The sequence below is a fragment of the Carnobacterium funditum DSM 5970 genome (assembly GCF_000744185.1).
Lineage (GTDB): Bacteria > Bacillota > Bacilli > Lactobacillales > Carnobacteriaceae > Carnobacterium_A > Carnobacterium_A funditum.
This window is the reverse complement of the sequence record NZ_JQLL01000001.1, coordinates 1,078,730-1,094,503: the sequence shown is the minus strand read 5'-3', so window position 1 is coordinate 1,094,503 and position 15,774 is coordinate 1,078,730. Positions and strand designations below refer to the sequence as shown.

The 15,774-nt window shown below is 35.5% G+C and carries 17 protein-coding genes; 9 read left to right on the top strand and 8 right to left on the bottom strand.

Going from position 1 to position 15,774, the window contains the following annotated elements:
* The first annotated feature begins 117 nt into the window (after positions 1–117).
* The 3 genes from BR44_RS05050 to BR44_RS11080 all read left to right on the top strand — a co-directional run bounded on the left by BR44_RS05050 (position 118) and on the right by BR44_RS11080 (position 3,245).
* A complete protein-coding gene (locus tag BR44_RS05050) occupies positions 118–927 on the top strand; it encodes an aldo/keto reductase family protein (RefSeq protein WP_034550977.1) in 810 nt (269 codons plus the stop codon).
* Positions 928–1,427: 500 nt separating this feature from the next.
* On the top strand, positions 1,428–2,348 hold the full coding sequence (locus BR44_RS05045; protein WP_034550975.1) for an alpha/beta fold hydrolase: 921 nt from the start codon (positions 1,428–1,430) through the stop codon (positions 2,346–2,348).
* A gap of 507 nt (positions 2,349–2,855) precedes the next feature.
* Positions 2,856–3,245, top strand: coding sequence for an alpha/beta hydrolase family protein (locus BR44_RS11080; protein ID WP_051912531.1), 390 nt, complete (start codon positions 2,856–2,858; stop codon positions 3,243–3,245).
* A gap of 55 nt (positions 3,246–3,300) precedes the next feature.
* Here the strand turns inward: BR44_RS11080 and BR44_RS05035 are convergent, their stop codons facing one another.
* The 4 genes from BR44_RS05035 to BR44_RS05020 are packed head-to-tail and all read right to left on the bottom strand — an operon-like array spanning position 3,301 to position 6,206.
* Positions 3,301–3,954, bottom strand: a complete 654-nt coding sequence (locus BR44_RS05035) for an amino acid ABC transporter permease (protein WP_034550973.1) — start codon at positions 3,952–3,954, stop codon at positions 3,301–3,303.
* Between the two features lie 15 nt (positions 3,955–3,969).
* Positions 3,970–4,617: an amino acid ABC transporter permease gene (locus BR44_RS05030; protein WP_034550971.1), complete on the bottom strand. Its 648-nt coding sequence runs from the start codon at positions 4,615–4,617 to the stop codon at positions 3,970–3,972.
* Between the two features lie 58 nt (positions 4,618–4,675).
* Complete coding sequence (locus BR44_RS05025) at positions 4,676–5,458, bottom strand: transporter substrate-binding domain-containing protein (protein WP_034550970.1); 783 nt, start codon at positions 5,456–5,458, stop codon at positions 4,676–4,678.
* A gap of 19 nt (positions 5,459–5,477) precedes the next feature.
* The gene (locus BR44_RS05020) at positions 5,478–6,206 is read right to left on the bottom strand and encodes an amino acid ABC transporter ATP-binding protein (protein ID WP_034550968.1); all 729 of its coding nucleotides are present in this window, start codon (positions 6,204–6,206) and stop codon (positions 5,478–5,480) included.
* Positions 6,207–6,725: 519 nt separating this feature from the next.
* On the opposite strand from BR44_RS05020, the gene BR44_RS05015 reads away from it, so the two are divergent.
* The 4 genes from BR44_RS05015 to BR44_RS05000 are packed head-to-tail and all read left to right on the top strand — an operon-like array spanning position 6,726 to position 10,484.
* Positions 6,726–8,108: a bifunctional metallophosphatase/5'-nucleotidase gene (locus BR44_RS05015; protein ID WP_034550967.1), complete on the top strand. Its 1,383-nt coding sequence runs from the start codon at positions 6,726–6,728 to the stop codon at positions 8,106–8,108.
* Between the two features lie 58 nt (positions 8,109–8,166).
* Positions 8,167–9,066, top strand: a complete 900-nt coding sequence (locus BR44_RS05010) for a YutD family protein (RefSeq protein WP_051912528.1) — start codon at positions 8,167–8,169, stop codon at positions 9,064–9,066.
* An 18-nt stretch (positions 9,067–9,084) separates the two neighbouring features.
* A complete protein-coding gene (locus tag BR44_RS05005; protein ID WP_034550965.1) occupies positions 9,085–9,852 on the top strand; it encodes a TIGR01457 family HAD-type hydrolase in 768 nt (255 codons plus the stop codon).
* On the top strand, positions 9,849–10,484 hold the full coding sequence (locus tag BR44_RS05000; RefSeq protein ID WP_084676091.1) for a TIGR01906 family membrane protein: 636 nt from the start codon (positions 9,849–9,851) through the stop codon (positions 10,482–10,484). The genes BR44_RS05005 and BR44_RS05000 overlap by 4 nt, the downstream gene beginning before the upstream one ends.
* Before the next feature lie 159 nt (positions 10,485–10,643).
* Here the strand turns inward: BR44_RS05000 and BR44_RS04995 are convergent, their stop codons facing one another.
* From BR44_RS04995 to BR44_RS04980, 4 genes are all read right to left on the bottom strand, one after another.
* A complete protein-coding gene (locus BR44_RS04995) occupies positions 10,644–11,087 on the bottom strand; it encodes an Hsp20/alpha crystallin family protein (RefSeq protein ID WP_034550963.1) in 444 nt (147 codons plus the stop codon).
* A gap of 228 nt (positions 11,088–11,315) precedes the next feature.
* Positions 11,316–11,822: a phosphatidylglycerophosphatase A family protein gene (locus tag BR44_RS04990; RefSeq protein ID WP_034550961.1), complete on the bottom strand. Its 507-nt coding sequence runs from the start codon at positions 11,820–11,822 to the stop codon at positions 11,316–11,318.
* A gap of 126 nt (positions 11,823–11,948) precedes the next feature.
* Positions 11,949–12,941, bottom strand: a complete 993-nt coding sequence (locus tag BR44_RS04985) for an NAD(P)/FAD-dependent oxidoreductase (protein ID WP_034550959.1) — start codon at positions 12,939–12,941, stop codon at positions 11,949–11,951.
* Between the two features lie 177 nt (positions 12,942–13,118).
* Positions 13,119–13,619, bottom strand: a complete 501-nt coding sequence (locus BR44_RS04980) for a divergent PAP2 family protein (RefSeq protein WP_034550957.1) — start codon at positions 13,617–13,619, stop codon at positions 13,119–13,121.
* Positions 13,620–13,853: 234 nt separating this feature from the next.
* Here BR44_RS04980 and BR44_RS04975 point away from each other — a divergent pair, with 234 nt between their 5' ends.
* Both BR44_RS04975 and BR44_RS04970 read left to right on the top strand, forming a co-directional pair.
* The gene (locus BR44_RS04975; RefSeq protein WP_034550956.1) at positions 13,854–14,444 is read left to right on the top strand and encodes a peptidylprolyl isomerase; all 591 of its coding nucleotides are present in this window, start codon (positions 13,854–13,856) and stop codon (positions 14,442–14,444) included.
* Positions 14,445–14,855: 411 nt separating this feature from the next.
* Complete coding sequence (locus BR44_RS04970) at positions 14,856–15,719, top strand: ROK family protein (RefSeq protein ID WP_034550955.1); 864 nt, start codon at positions 14,856–14,858, stop codon at positions 15,717–15,719.
* Positions 15,720–15,774 lie beyond the last annotated feature (55 nt).

The window sequence follows — 15,774 nt, the reverse complement described above, 5'->3', positions numbered from 1 at the left end:
CTTTCGACTTCTTTATGTTGTTTTTTGATAAATGCTCTAACTTGACTTATAACACTAGAAATCTTTATTATTAGGGTAATAGATGCGTTTATTCAAACGGTAAAGGGGATGAGAACAGTGGAAACAGTCACTTTAATGAATGGAATGAAGATGCCAATGGTTGGAACGGGTACAAATACGTATGGAAAAGTTGACAATAAATACGATGGCGCTTTAAATGATGACTTTAGTGCATTAGAATCAGCAATCAAAGCAGGATATCGATTGATTGATACCGCTATATATTATCGAAATGAAGTAGGTGTAGGGCAAACCATTAAAGATAGCGAAATTGCTCGAGGAGAATTTTATCTAACAACAAAAATTCCAGAGACAGATGAGTATGTAGGTTCTAAAGGATTAGTTGAACAGACTGTTTTGCAAAGTTTAGCAAACTTACAAACAGATTACATTGATTTATTTTTGATTCATCAGCCGATTGAAGATAAAAAGACCTTGAAAAGAACGTGGGAAGTGCTAGAATCACTTGTTGATGCAGGAAAGATTAAATCGATTGGTGTATCTAACTTTTCTATTAGACTGCTAGAAGAAATGAAAGAATACACTAGGATTCAACCTGCTGTAAACCAGATTGAATCAAATCCATCTAATTGGAACAACGAACTTATTGACTACTTAAAAGATCAGGCCATTCTACCTGAAGCATGGGGACCTTTAGTTAAGGTAACCGAGGAACAACGAGCTAAACTGACAAAAATTGGAAATAAATATGGAAAAAACTGGGGACAAGTTTTATTGCGTTATCAAATTCAAAGAGGGGTCGTAGTTATCCCCAAATCGCATAACAAAGAACGCCAATTATCTAATTTAGACTTATTCAATTTCAACTTGTTCACAGAGGATATCCAGATAATCGAGGAACTGTAATGCTTGATAAATATTAAAAAAAAGACTATTGAAGAGGCTGGGACAATAAGTCCTAGCCTCTTTCCATATTCCTGGATTTTCATACTAGAACGTGGTCCGAAAAGCAAACCCGACGTCCACTTCATGACTAATGCTCAATAGTCTGTGACCATCTTGTGCTTTTTCGTGAAGTGATTCGAGTCTAAACCCTTGATTTTCCACTTCCTTTTTTTAACTAAATTATTCATAGCATTTTTTACAGGAACCTTTTTATCGCTAACTTATCCATTTGAAAGAGGATAGGACTGAAATTATTTGCCAAAAAATAAAAACAAAAAATTGGAATTAATGATGGCATCAAGCCAATCTGAATCAATTTTTTGAAAAGCAACGTCACAATAGGTATTTAGTAGAATTAAATGATAGTTATGAATTATGTTAGCGCTAAAAGATTACTTTTGAGTTATGATAAATGAAATAGAACGTAAAAATAAAGTTAAAAGTGTTGGGAGTGAGCAATAATGAAACGACTATGTTTATTATCTTTCGTAGCAGTTTTATTAAGCATCATAATTATAGGGTGTGGAAGCCAAAAGGGAACAGAACCCGTTAAAGAAAGTCAATTAACTAGTGAACCAAAAGCAAGCAAGTCCAGTGAAGAAACGCAATCTAGTACTGAAGTATCTGACGTGCATGCTGAGGATCAGGCTAGTATACCCACGCTGTTTATTCATGGGTACGGCGGAACGGACTTTTCGTTTAATGGGATGTTATCCCGTTTTGAGGCCGAAGATTATGGCAAAAGATGGTTAACCATAACAGTACAACCAGATGGTAGTATTTCTGAGGCAGGCAACTGGCAGGATGATTCAGCTAGTCCTTTCATTCAAGTTTTGTTTGCGGATAATAAAAATAACGAGTGGAATCAAGCGGATTGGATCAAATCTGTTTTAATTTATTTAAAGACAACGTATCAGGTTAATGAAGTAAATTTGGTTGGACATTCTATGGGAGGAGTCAGTAGTTTCCGGTACTTAGTGGCTTATGGAAGCGAGGATTCGCAACCGGCAGTTAAAGATTTTGTTGCTATCGGTGCACCATTTAATGATTTTGTGGAAGGCAATGAAAATCAACCACTTGAGGAACTGAATCAGAATGGTCCGCTTGTTCGTAGTGGACGTTACAGCGAATTTTCAGCTGCAATCCAACAATACCCTTCATCAACTAAAATGTTAAATATTGTAGGAGATGTAGCAGATGGCTCTAACAGTGATGGCACGGTTTCTATCAGTAGCGGATTATCGATTGGGTATTTGATGCAGTCGAACAATTTTAATTATCATGAAGAAGTTATAACCGGTGAACAAGTGTCTCATAGTCAATTACATGAAAATGCCGAGGTAGATAAGTTGATAGTAGATTTTTTGCAGCTGAAAAAGTAATTTTTTTCTGTTTAAATTGAAAAAAACACCTTACATTTTATTGGACTAAACTAAAAAAATTGGGTAGACGAAATCCCCAAAAAACGATTATTAACTCTATTTAGTAGTATGAAAAAGTGGGGGTAATAGCATGGATTGCTTTGGCTAGTATAGCTGTTCTGATATTGTGGGACTAGGGATGGCAGGGGATTTCTTTTATCGCATAGCGGTAGCATTAAATGAAAAGATTTTATCAAAGAGGCAACAGTTGGAGAAGTGTACCTTCCTGCTGATCCATGGTTAGAAGAAAGAATGTAGTATGAGAATGCAGACTGCCAAAAGTTGACTATCCAATCAACAGACGGTTTAAAGTTATCGGCTACTTATAGCGAAGAAAATTCTACCACTAAAAAATAGCCATCTTGGCTGTCAGGGCTATACGGGAGACTTAAAAGAAAGGGCTCCATATGCAAAAATATATACGGATATGGGATTCAACAGACTTGTGCCAGATGCTAGAGGGCATGGATGAGTGAAGGAGAGGATCTTGGATTCGGTTGGCATGAGCGGAAAGATTACTTGCAATGGATTCAATTTATGCTTGAAAAAGCTGGGAACCAAGCGAAAATGGTCTTATTTGGCGTTAGTATGGGAGGTGCTACGGTTATGACGGTTAGTGGCGAAAAGTTATCGGATAATAGCAAAGTCCTCGTAGAAGATTGTGGATACAGTTCTGTAACAAGTGAAGGAACCTATCAATTGAAAAGTATGTATAAACTGTCCGCTTGTCCATGGTTAACCGTAACTAGTTTGATTACTACTATCCGCTCAAAATACTGGTTTGGCGAAGCAAAGTATGTAGAAAAAAAGCAGCTTGAAAAAACGGTTCAAGAATTTGTATCAACGGCTATTAAGTAATCAACAGCAAATAAAAAAGTTCCAACCAAAAGTTTTAGGTTGGAACTTTTTTCTGTTAAATTTGAATACCTAATTTCAAACGCTTGACCACACGTGATAAAGCAAAACAAATGCTGAAATACAACAAAGCCATAGCAATAAACATAGGAATAACATAGTTTGTGTTTTGACCATAAATTATTTTAGCATTATGAGTAATTTCAGGAAGAGAAATGATGACGGCCAATGATGTGTCTTTAATTAATGAAATAAATTGACTTAAAATCGGTGGAACCATTGCTTTAAATGCTTGTGGAATAATGATAAATAATAAAGTTTGGCTATAAGTCAGACCAGTTGAAAGTCCAGCTTCTGTTTGACCTTTAGGAACTGAATTTAAACCAGCACGAATGATTTCAGATAACATAGCAGATTCAAAAATAGTCATGGCCGCTATAGCTGACCAAAAGATATCAAATCGGATGCCGATTTGCGGTAAAGCAAAATAAGTGAAAAAAATAATCAATAAAAGTGGCAAGTTTCGAATCAAGTCAATCAACAAACCGACTACTTTTGAAATAAACGGAATTTTTAAGTAGCGGACTAGGCCTAATAGGCTCCCGATGATGAAACTAAAAATAATGGAAAGCACTGCGACCTCAACAGTAATAAGGAGTCCATCCAACAAGAAGCGGATGTTGACCCATGAAAAAGCTTCTACAAAGTTCAATTGAATTTCCTCCTTCTAATCGTTACTAGCTAAGCGGCGTTCAATATACGCCATCAAGTAAGTTAATGGTAAAGTGATGATCAAATACAGGATACCGATTAAGATATACGTATCAAAGGTATTAAAATTTTCACTAGCAATCAAGTCACCTTGGTACATTAAATCTAGACCAGCGACCATAGCTAGTACAGATGAATTTTTGACAAGATTGATAAATTGGTTGCCAAGAGGTGGAATAACAATTTTAATCGCTTGAGGCAATACAATATACCTCATAGTTTGAGTATACGTAAATCCAGTCGATAAGCCGGCTTCCATTTGCCCTTTTGGAACGCTCAAGATACCAGCTCGGATTGTTTCAGCTATAAAAGCAGATGTATAAATGGTTAGTCCGATGGTTCCAGCTGTAAATCCATCAATTTGGAACCAATATAAGGGGACAACAACGTAAAAGAACATTACAATAATAAGCAAAGGAATATTTCGGAAAAACTCAACATAGGCACTAGCCAGCATTCTAATGGTTTTATTTGTTGAAATTTGGAAGATCGCTAATAAAGTGCCGATAATTAAGCTGATAATTAGCGCAATAACACTTGAATATAATGTGAATTTAAAACCTTCCAACAAAAGATCGAAATTATCATTAAAAATTTGAATCATAGGGGACACCTCACTTTATTTATTGAAATAAAAACAACTGTTAATCTAATTCAGGAATCTATTTAGCGTAAATTTTATCGTAGACGCCATTTTCTTTAATGGTTTGCAAGGCAGCATTGACTGCTTGGACAAAGTTATCTTGCCCTTTGTTTATCGCAATACCATAAGGTTCATCGGTAAAATTATCACCGGCTAAACGGTATCCAGGATTTTTAGCAATGATTCCTAATAGGATAGCATTATCAGTAGTCATGGCATCTCCTTGTCCAGATTGCAAGGCAGTAAAGGCTTCAGAATAATTTTCTAATTCAAGTACGGTTGCATCAGGCGCATGTTCTCTGATATTTGCTGCAGAAGTTGAGCCTTTAACGGATAAAACAGTTGTCTCACTGTTTAAGTCTGAAACACTTTGAATGGTGCTGTCTTTTGGAACCAATAAAGCTTGTCCAGCAGCAAAGTAAACATCTGAGAAATCAACTTGCTTTTTACGTTCTTCACTAATCGTCATTGTGGCGATAATCGCATCAATATTGCCGTTTTTTAATAAGGGAATTCTTGTTTTAGAAGTGACCTCAACAAAATTTGCATTTTTAGCATCACCAGTGATTTCTTTTGTTAAAGCTTTTGCGATATCAATATCAAAACCTTCGATTTCAGCAGTTTCAATGTTATAAAGTCCAAATAAACTTGTATCTACTTTTACTCCCCAAGTAATCTTTGGGTTGTCTTCTAGTCGCTCGGTAACATCTAGTGCAGCCAGGTTTTTTGAACCACAGGCGGCTGACAGAAGTAGTGGAAAGATTAAAAGGAGTAAAGGCAATGGTTTAAACGTTTGTTTCATTTAAACATCCTCCTTATGGTTAATGATTAATAATTTTACTTAAAAATTGTTTAGCCCTTGGTTCTTGCGGATTTTTATAAAAAGCAGAAGCTTCACGATCTTCTAAAACTTGACCATCAGCCATAAAAACAACACGATCCGCTACTTCACGAGCAAATCCCATTTCGTGGGTAACGACAATCATCGTCATTCCTTCTTTAGCTAATTTTTTCATGACATCCAACACATCTTCAATCGTTTCAGGGTCCAAGGCACTAGTTGGCTCATCGAAAAGCAAGACATTTGGGTCCATTGCCAGCCCTCTGGCAATCGCAATTCGTTGTTGTTGACCGCCGGAAAGTTGAGAAGGATAAGAATCTTTTTTGTCTAACATATTTACCTTAGCTAATAACTTTTCAGCTTTTTCTTTTGCTTCTTCTTTGGATTGTTTCAATACTTTTGTAGGTGCTAGCATAATATTTTCTAAGACAGTCTTATGGGGATATAAGTTAAAGTGTTGGAAAACCATCCCGACATTTTTTCGGATTTTATTGATATTTGTTTTTTTATCATGGATATTGTATTCGTTAATAGTCAAATCGCCTTCTGTAATTTCTTCTAGTCCGTTAATACAACGCAACATGGTACTTTTACCAGAACCGGAAGGGCCGATTACAACCACAACTTCTCCTTGTTTGAAAGTTAAATTAATATTTTTTAATGCATGGAAGTCACCGTAATATTTTTCAACATTTTTAAATTCAATCATGTATACTCACTCCTTAATCATTTTTTTGAAAGTAGCTAAAGGAGGAAGGCTATGAAAAGTTTTTAGCATTCCATAGGCTTCCTATCATTGGATAAAACAGTTTATTTTTTTTGAGTGACTAATCTAAAAAAAATAGGTGTTAAATAAAATAGCCATCAGCAGGGCTGAATAGCTTTGATAAATCTGGATATAGATTTGACGACTTATAAAAAAAATCATGATTAGCCTATTGTAAAACAAGATAATATAATTGAAAAACGCTATATTGTTCGCTTTCTGTTGGTTTGGTTAACTCATGAACCCTAAGATTAGCATTAAACTAGTTGAATTGTAAATAAAAATAAACGAATAGTTAATTTAACTGATTTTAATTTGACTAAAAAGAGTATTTTTTCTTTTTTTTGTATAAAAAAGATGATAATACGAGAATTCGTTTTTTTTTCTAAAATTCAAGCGAAATCTTATGAATATTGGTATACTGAATGTATCTAAATTTTAGAAAGAGAAGGTAAATAAGCTATGGAGCGTATTCATATTTATCATACCAATGATATTCATTCTCATTTTGAAAATTGGCCAAGAATTTCTGTTTATCTTCAAGCTGAAAAAAAACAAAAAATCCGTTTAAATGAATCGTGTTTTTTGTTTGATATTGGAGATGCATGTGATCGAGTCCATCCCCTAACTGAGGCGACAAATGGGCAGGCGAATGTGAGAGTATTAAACGAGGCTCATTACGACGCTGTGACGATTGGAAATAATGAAGGAATTGGCAGTTCGAAAGCAGAACTCAATCACTTATACGATGAAGCAAATTTCAAAGTTGTTTTATCAAATGTTTTGGATAAAACAACGGGTGCCTATCCGGACTGGGCACAACCTTTCGATATTTTACAGACAGAAACAGGACACAAAATTGGACTATTTGGTTTAACGGCTTCTTTTCCTACAAGCTATGAGCCAATTGGCTGGAAAGTGAAAGAAGCAGACGATGTGATTCCTGAAATATTGGAGATGCTAACACCTCTAGTAGACACAGTCATTTTAATGTCTCATTTAGGTATCCTCGAAGATCGAGAGATTGCTGAAAAATACCCAATGATAAAAATCATTCTAGGCTCACATACCCACCATTTATTACCAGAAGGGGAACAAGTGAGAAATACCTTGTTAGCGGCAGCTGGGAAATTTGGGCAATACGTTGGTCATGTAACACTTGATGTAGAAGGTGCTCGATTGCTTTCAGCACAAGCAACAGTTATTGAGACAGGTCAACTTCCAGTCATAGATGATGAAGACGATTTAATTAAAGGCTATGAACAACTGGGACATCAACTATTAAACGAACAAGAAATTGCATGGGTCCCAACGAATTTGTCAGTAAGTTGGCAGAAAAAATCTGAATTAGTCGAGATTGGATTAGAAGCCATTAAAGATTATGCTAAAACAGATGCAGCAATAGTAAACGCAGGTTTATTTATGCAACCTATCATCAAAGGGATTGTGACGAATGATGAATTGCATCAAGTTTTGCCACATCCAATGAGGGTGATGCGGTGTACTTTAAGCGGAGAAAATCTGATTCGTTTGATGTATGAAATGAATAAAAATCATCTTTTCTTACGTAATTTCCCAATCAAGGGTATGGGGTTTAGAGGCGAAGTTTTTGGAGAAATTTATTATAACGGGATTCAACTTGATAAAAAAACTGGTGAGGTAACTTGGGAGGGTAAGCAGATTAAGCGAGAAAAGATGTATACTTTTGCCACGGTGGATCATTTCCTTTATATCCCTTTTTTTCCGACAATTGAAATTAAAGGAAAAAATGAAGTTTTATTTCCTTACTTTATAAGAAATGTTTTAGGTCAGTATTTGCAAAAAACATTTCCGATTAGCCACTAATCATAGATAAATCAATAATAAGAATAACAAATAAGAATAGAAAATGTAGGTGAAAAGGATGTCAGAAGACGAAGCAAAGCAGAGCGAGCGAAACCATAAAGTGAGGGAAACGACTTCGAAAAGTCAATCTGTTGAAAAGAATGGTAAAACACAAGAACAGAAAAAAACGAGCAAACGGCCAGCTAGAGAGTCACATAGTAGAAAGAAAGTGCCTTCTAGAAAACGTATAATTGAAAAAAAAGAAACGACGGCATTGAGTTCAGCGATTGATTTAAACTTACAAGAAACCACCGAGGTTAACGAAGAACAACTAGTGCATCGTTTAGATGCTACAATGATTACAATCGATGGAACCAAGTATGAAATTGTTAAAGAATACAAAGAAGCGTTTGATGGCGAACGGTTAGGTGAAAGATACAGTGAAATACTTGATAAGTACGACTACATTGTTGCCGACTGGGGTTTTGAACAATTGCGATTAAAAGGTTTTTATGATAATCGCAATCGAAAAGTTCCGCAAGATCAAAGAATTAATAATTTGGAAGATTACTTATATGAATATTGTAATTTTGGTTGTCCTTATTTTGTAGTGCATCGTTTAGAAGCAAAAAAGAATAAGCCAAAGAAAGAATCAGCAGATAAAACAGAAAAGCCGGTAAGAAGAAAAAGAAACCAAAAAAGTAAAAATTCAACAAACCAAAAACAAGAAATGAAAAAACCTGTGACGCGAGCTGAAGTTGAGAAAGATAAGAAACCGAGCAATGAAAGACTTAAACCAAAGCCAAAATCAAAGCCAAAGCCAAAACGAGATTTCGTGAAAAAAGAAGTAGCTCCAACTCCTGTTGAGAAAAAAGAAAAACAAGAGAATACAACATTTAAACCAACAAACGAGACTAAAGGGAAGCGTCATTTTAGTATTCGACGCAAAACAAGTGAAACAGATAAGAATAACGAATAGGAGTTGGGAAAATTAGTTATGGATTACAAAGGGTATTTAATTGATTTAGATGGAACAATGTACAATGGTACAGAACCTATCTTAGCAGCACCGCGTTTTATTCAACGATTACAAGATAAACAAGTGCCATTTTTGTTTGTTACTAACAATACGACAAAAACGCAAAAAGAAGTGACTGATAATCTACGTATTAACTTTGACATAGATGTAACAGAAGAGCATATTTATACTGCCTCATTGGCAACAGCTAAGTACATGAAAAAGTTAAATAAAGGGAATAAACTATTCGTAATTGGTGAAACCGGACTAAAAGATGCGTTGGCTAAATCAGGATTTATTGAAGATAAAGAAAATCCTGATTTTGTAGTGGTTGCTTTAGATCGTGCGGTTACGTATACAGATTTTGAGGTAGCAACGTTAGCTATTCAAAAAGGCGCCCAATTTATTGCGACCAATAAAGACACAAATATGCCTAGTGAAAAAGGAATGGTGCCGGGAGCGGGTTCACTGGTAGCTATGGTTGTTGCAGCTACTCGAGTAGAGCCTACATTTATAGGCAAACCGGAGTCAATCATTATGGATGAAGCTTTAGAAACGATTGGACTTAAGAAAGAGGAAGTAGTAATGGTCGGTGACAATTATGAAACGGATATTTTAGCAGGTATTCAAAATGGAATCGATACATTATTAGTCTACACCGGGTTTACGAATCCAGAAGATATGACAAATGAAATGAAACAGCCAACGCACCATATTCATTCATTAGATGAGTGGATAATAAGATGAAAACAAAAGCCATTCATTTTATAGGATTAACAAGTTTATTCTTATGTATTTTGACACTAGCCATCACGATTACCATCAATTTTATTCCGTTATATAGCTTTGATCTAACGTATTTTAACATTCCTGAATCACTTGGTATTAGTAAAGAAACGATAATGGATAATTATCGTATTTTAATTGATTACTTAAATAAACCATGGGTATCGGAATTAAATATGCCAAATTTCCCTAGTTCAGAAAAAGGCCTTTTTCATTTCTATGAAGTAAAAAAATGGTTTTTAATTAATTATAGTGTAGCTATTGTGTCAACAATTGGATCTTTTTTTTATTTGCGTTATATCAAACGACATGAATTGACTTGGAAATTAATTCGCTTTTTTCAATGGGGAATGCTTATGCCCATTGTTGTTTTAATCGTCATCGGGTTAAATTTTGATGAGTTATTTATTGCTTTTCATGAATTATTTTTCAATAATGATGCCTGGTTATTTAATCCATCAACAGATTCTATTATCCTAGCACTGCCAGAGGCCTTCTTTATGCATTGTTTTATTTTAGCGTTTTCTTTGATAGAGTTAACAATGATAGTGGGTTATTTTACAGCTAAACGTATGGCATTTAAAAAAAAATGAAAAAACCTGTGAACTTTCCATCGCTGAGGCGGTAGAGGGTCACAGGTTTTTTTAGATAAATGACTTCAATAGTACACAAAGGTAGATTGTGTTTTTTGAGGATAGTAGGTTTTTGTACTTCCGGTGCTGAGCGATTATCCATCGAAGTCATGTTACTTTTTAATCAATAGTAATCTGTTTTTTCTTATTGTCTTCACTACTTAGTTTAGGCATTTTTAAAGTTAAAACACCATCCGTATAGGTTGCTTTACTATTTTCTTCGTCTGCATTTTTTAGATAGAATTGACGAGTCATACTGCCATATGAGCGTTCCTTTTTAATGAATTGACCTTCTTCATTCTTTTCACTTGATTCATTATGGCGCTTAGCGTGTACAGAGAGAACATCGTGGTCAAAGTCAATAGAGATGTTTTCTTTGTCAAAACCAGGAATATCGATTTTTATTTCGTATTCTTTATCGGTTTCGTGGATGTCTGCTTTAAAGTTGTTTTTTGCAAGTGACGTGGAGAACTTATCTAATAAAGAGGAATCTTCATCAAATAAAGATGGGAAAAAATCAGTAAGTGTTGGGAAATCATCTTTTTTACGCAAATTATTTGCCATTTTTTTCACTCCTTTAGTATTTGTTCTTTACCCGTTTAGTATACGTCTTTGAATAGGAAACACAAAACGGAACGTACGTATTTTTATTACGATTTTTCATAGAGGTTTTTTCAAAAAAAATAAGAACCGGTCAATAGGATAAAGAACATCCTAAGCGACTGGTTCCTATTTTCTTAGCGAAGTTACCGTTGATTTTTGCATCTTTAAACTGCGTCACGCCACATCTTGTTATTTGACTGAATCACTTTTTGTTGGGTGGGCGTGTGCTAGTCGACTGGCGGCTGCAGCTGCGATGGCTCCAATGATATCATCCATGAAGGTATGGACTTTTTCGCCTTCGTGGCTGTTTAATTTAGCTAAGATACCTGGTTTTATTTTGTCGATGTAGCCATAGTTTGTAAATCCGATTGATCCGTATACGTTAACGATAGAAAGAGCTAGAATTTCATCAATCCCGTATAGTCCTTCATCCTCTGAAATAATTTGTTGTAGAGGATCCATTAATTGTTTTTGTTCTGCTAAAATATCTAATTGAATACCGGTTAAAATGGTATTTTGAACTTCTCGCTTTAATAAAACGGCTTCAACGTTAAGTAAACATTCTTCTAAGGTCAAATCCTTAATATAAGGTGTTTGTAAAAGTAAAACTAACTCTGCTATATCGGTTAATTCCACTCCACGCTCTTTAATTAAACTAAGAGCCTTTTGATGTAATTTTTCACTTTCTTTTGCCATGTTGTAAAACCTCCTATACTAGATAAGTCCATTATACCTCAAACAAATGGAATAGTCGGATAAAGCGACTTTAAAAAAGAGGCTCAATTTTCATTATAAATGAAAAGTAAGCGTAAAGATAAACGATTAAAATAAGCTTGTGCTGTGCATAGGTTGGACGCGCTCATCTGGATTAATATAACTCATAGCATTATTGATAGCAGTAGGAGCTTCTCCAAAGCCGGTAGCGATAAGGTCAATTTTTCCGTCATAAGTACAGATATCGCCAGCTGCATATATTCCAGGAGTACTGGTTTCCATTTTACTATTCACAACAATCTCGTTGTGGGTAACTTCAAAGCCCCATTTTTTCATAGGTCCGATAGAAGAAGTAAAGCCATAATTAACAAGGAAATCATCGATTTCTAGCGTTTCTGTTTGATCGCCACGAGCTTCTTTTAAGATGACATGACTTAAAAATTGATCTTTTCCCTTGAGAGATTTTGGGACAAAGGGCGTTTTTATTTCTACACTTGATTTTTCCAATACTGAGACACTGTGTTCAAGTGCCCTAAATTTATTCCGACGATGGATCAGATAAACTTTTTTAGCAATAGGCTCTAGAGCCAGTGCCCAATCAACTGCAGAATCGCCGCCGCCACAAATAGCAACCGTTCGATTTTTAAACTGTTCGATATTGTTGACGTAATAATGAAGTGTTTCGCCTTCATATTTTTCTGCCTGTTCGATTTCAAGGCGTCGCGGTTGGAAAGCTCCGTTCCCAGCTGTAATGATCACTGCTTTTGAATAATGAATCGCTTTTTTAGTGTGTAGTTCAAAGATACCATCATCATTTTTTTTGATATCACGAACTTCTTCTTCTAAGCAAATAGTCTGATCAAAGCGAGACATTTGTATAGAGAGGTTATCAATTAATTCTTGCGCACCGATTACCGGCATAGCTGCAACATCAAATATATCTTTTTCAGGATAGAGCATAGATAATTGTCCACCAAGCTGTGGAAGACTTTCGACGATTTTAACTGTTGCATTTCGCATTCCACCATAAAAAGCAGCAAACATGCCAATAGGACCGCCACCAATAATAGTGATGTCAAATACTTCGTTAGTTGTTTTCAAGGTTATTCCTCCATCTAGTAACAAGTCTGTAAAGCGTGTATCAGTATAGCACATAAAAGACATTTGGGTCCCTGAGGGTCTTGGATACGAATAAAAACATCTTTATTAGAAGAACCTATTAGGGTCCGCTAAAAAGATGTTTTAAGACAATTATAATCTCAGAGTGAAAATTAAATCCTATAAACCAAATGTAATCAAAATTTTTCTAATGACAAAAGCCACACCAATGCCAGTTAAAATTCCAAAGAACACTTCGATGGGTTTATGGCCTAAATATTCTTTTAAATGAGTCTCTTTTTGAGGTGATTTTGTGGTGTCAGATTCATGTGTGATTCTTAAAACTTTGTTGCTGAGATTTTGGAAATCAAGTATTAAGTGGTTTAATAAAATACCTTGTTCACCACTTTGTCTGCGAACACCCATAGAATCAAACATCACAATCATTCCAAAAGTACTGGCAATCGCTACAAAAGGAGAATTTACTCCTTCTTGAAGAGCTAAAGCTGTAATTAAAGCAGAAACAGACGCTGAGTGAGAACTAGGCATACCTCCAGTTGAAGTAGCTAATCCCCAAGTGGTTTTCCGCTGCAAAAGAAAGGCGACGGGAATTTTAATAAGTTGTGCAAAGATAATCGCTGTTAAAGCAGCGATAAGAGGGAAATTTGATAAAATTGCCATAATGGACCACCTTTTTTTAAGTAAAGCTTTCTATTTTCTCTATTATACCATTAAATCAAAGTCTGCTTAATAGAAAAAAATCAAAAAATGACTTTTTTTTAATTCAAAGCGATTGATAAAGCGATAAATCTGCAAACCTTCAAAAAATAGTTTACACATTTAAATAAAATCATTGGTAAAAATTCAAATTGTTAAGTATGATTAAGAAGTAATTAAAAATAAGGAGGACACAACATGACTCAATTTTCACAATTATCAACTGAAGTAGCAGACAATGAAAAAACAGCAACCATTAAAACAAATATGGGGGAAGTCAAATTAAAACTTTTCCCAGATGTAGCACCTAAAACAGTTGAAAACTTTTTAGGTCTAGCAAAAAAAGGCTATTATGATGGTGTTATCTTCCACCGTGTTATTCCTGAATTTATGATTCAAGGTGGCGATCCAACAGGTACTGGAATGGGTGGAGAAAGTCTTTGGGGAGAATCTTTTGAAGATGAGTTTTCAAATGAAGCCTTTAACTTGTATGGCGCGCTTTCAATGGCAAATGCTGGACCTGGAACGAACGGAAGCCAATTCTTTGTTGTAACAGCTCCTAAAGTGCCAGCTAATATGCTTAGTCAATTAGAAGGAGCAGGTTACCCTGCAGAAGTGATCGAAGCTTACAAAGCAAATGGCGGAACACCATGGTTAGACTTTAAACATACCGTATTCGGACAAGTTGTTGAAGGTATGGATGTTGTAGAAGCTATCCAAAAAGTTAAACGTGGTCCGCAAGATAAACCTGTAAATGACGTTGTCATCGAATCAATCGAATTAGCTTAATCAATCAAAAGAAAAACTCTCCGCAAATTATTGCGAGAGTTTTTTTGTTTTCTTAAAAAGCACTTGTGGCGATTCCGATAGGATTAGACCATTAAGTTTACCACATCTTAATTTATTTATGGAAATGGACAATTCTGGGTTATTTCTCATCTAACTGGTCCACATGATAGCGAGTAGCACCAGATTTACAAAGCCTTTTATATTTTCACTAATCAAAGAGTATACGAAATGCGTGAAAATAGAGTTATGAAACCAAGTCTAAGCGAAATGTCTGCTTGATCATTAGCAATCTGCTGCTTACAATCACTGTCTCTTCATTTTCTTAGTTGAATTAGTTGGAAACGTCCTCATTTCTTGCGATTTATGCTACAATAAAATAGATAATAGTAGTGAGAAAGGAATGTGCAAATAATGATTTATGGCGCAATTGAAGCAGGCGGAACGAAATTTGTCTGTGCAGTAAGTGATGAACAAGGAGAACTAAAAGAGAAAGTTAGTATACCTACAACAACACCAGAAGAAACGTTAGGACAGGTTTTTGCTTATTTTGATTCCTTCGAGTTATCAGCGATAGGAATCGGATCATTTGGTCCGATAGATGTTAATCCAGCTTCATCTACGTATGGTTATGTAACAACGACACCAAAAACGGCTTGGAAAAATTATGATTTCTTAGGAGCAATCAGAAACAGATATGCCATTCCTGTCGGTTGGACAACAGATGTCAACGCAGCTGCTTTAGGGGAACTGAAAAAAGGAGCAGCATTAGGCTTGTCTAGTTGTGTTTACTTAACGGTTGGGACAGGTATTGGCGGCGGAGCTGTTATAAATGGCGAACTATTATCAGGATACGGTCATCCAGAAATGGGACACATCATGGTTCGCTTGCATCCAGATGAAACTTTCGCAGGATGTTGTCCTTACCACGGTAATTGCTTAGAAGGTATTGCCGCTGGTCCAGCTATTGAACAACGGTACGGGAAAAAAGGAGATGAGTTAGCAGATGATTCAGCCGTTTGGGAAATGGAGGCTTATTATATTGCCCAAGCTTTAATGAATTATACATTAGTTCTGAGTCCTGAAAGAATCGTTTTAGGTGGGGGGGTAATGAAGCAAGCACAACTTTTCCAATTAATTCGTCAAGAATTTGAGAAACTAATGGGTGGTTATGTTGAATTGCCTTCATTAGAAGAATACATTGTACCGCCAGCTTTGGGTGACAATGCCGGTATTACTGGATGTCTATTATTAGCTGTAGAACAACTAGCAAAATAGAAAAAAGTAACACATATAAAAACAGCCCGATAAAGTAGCACTTAAAAAGTGACTT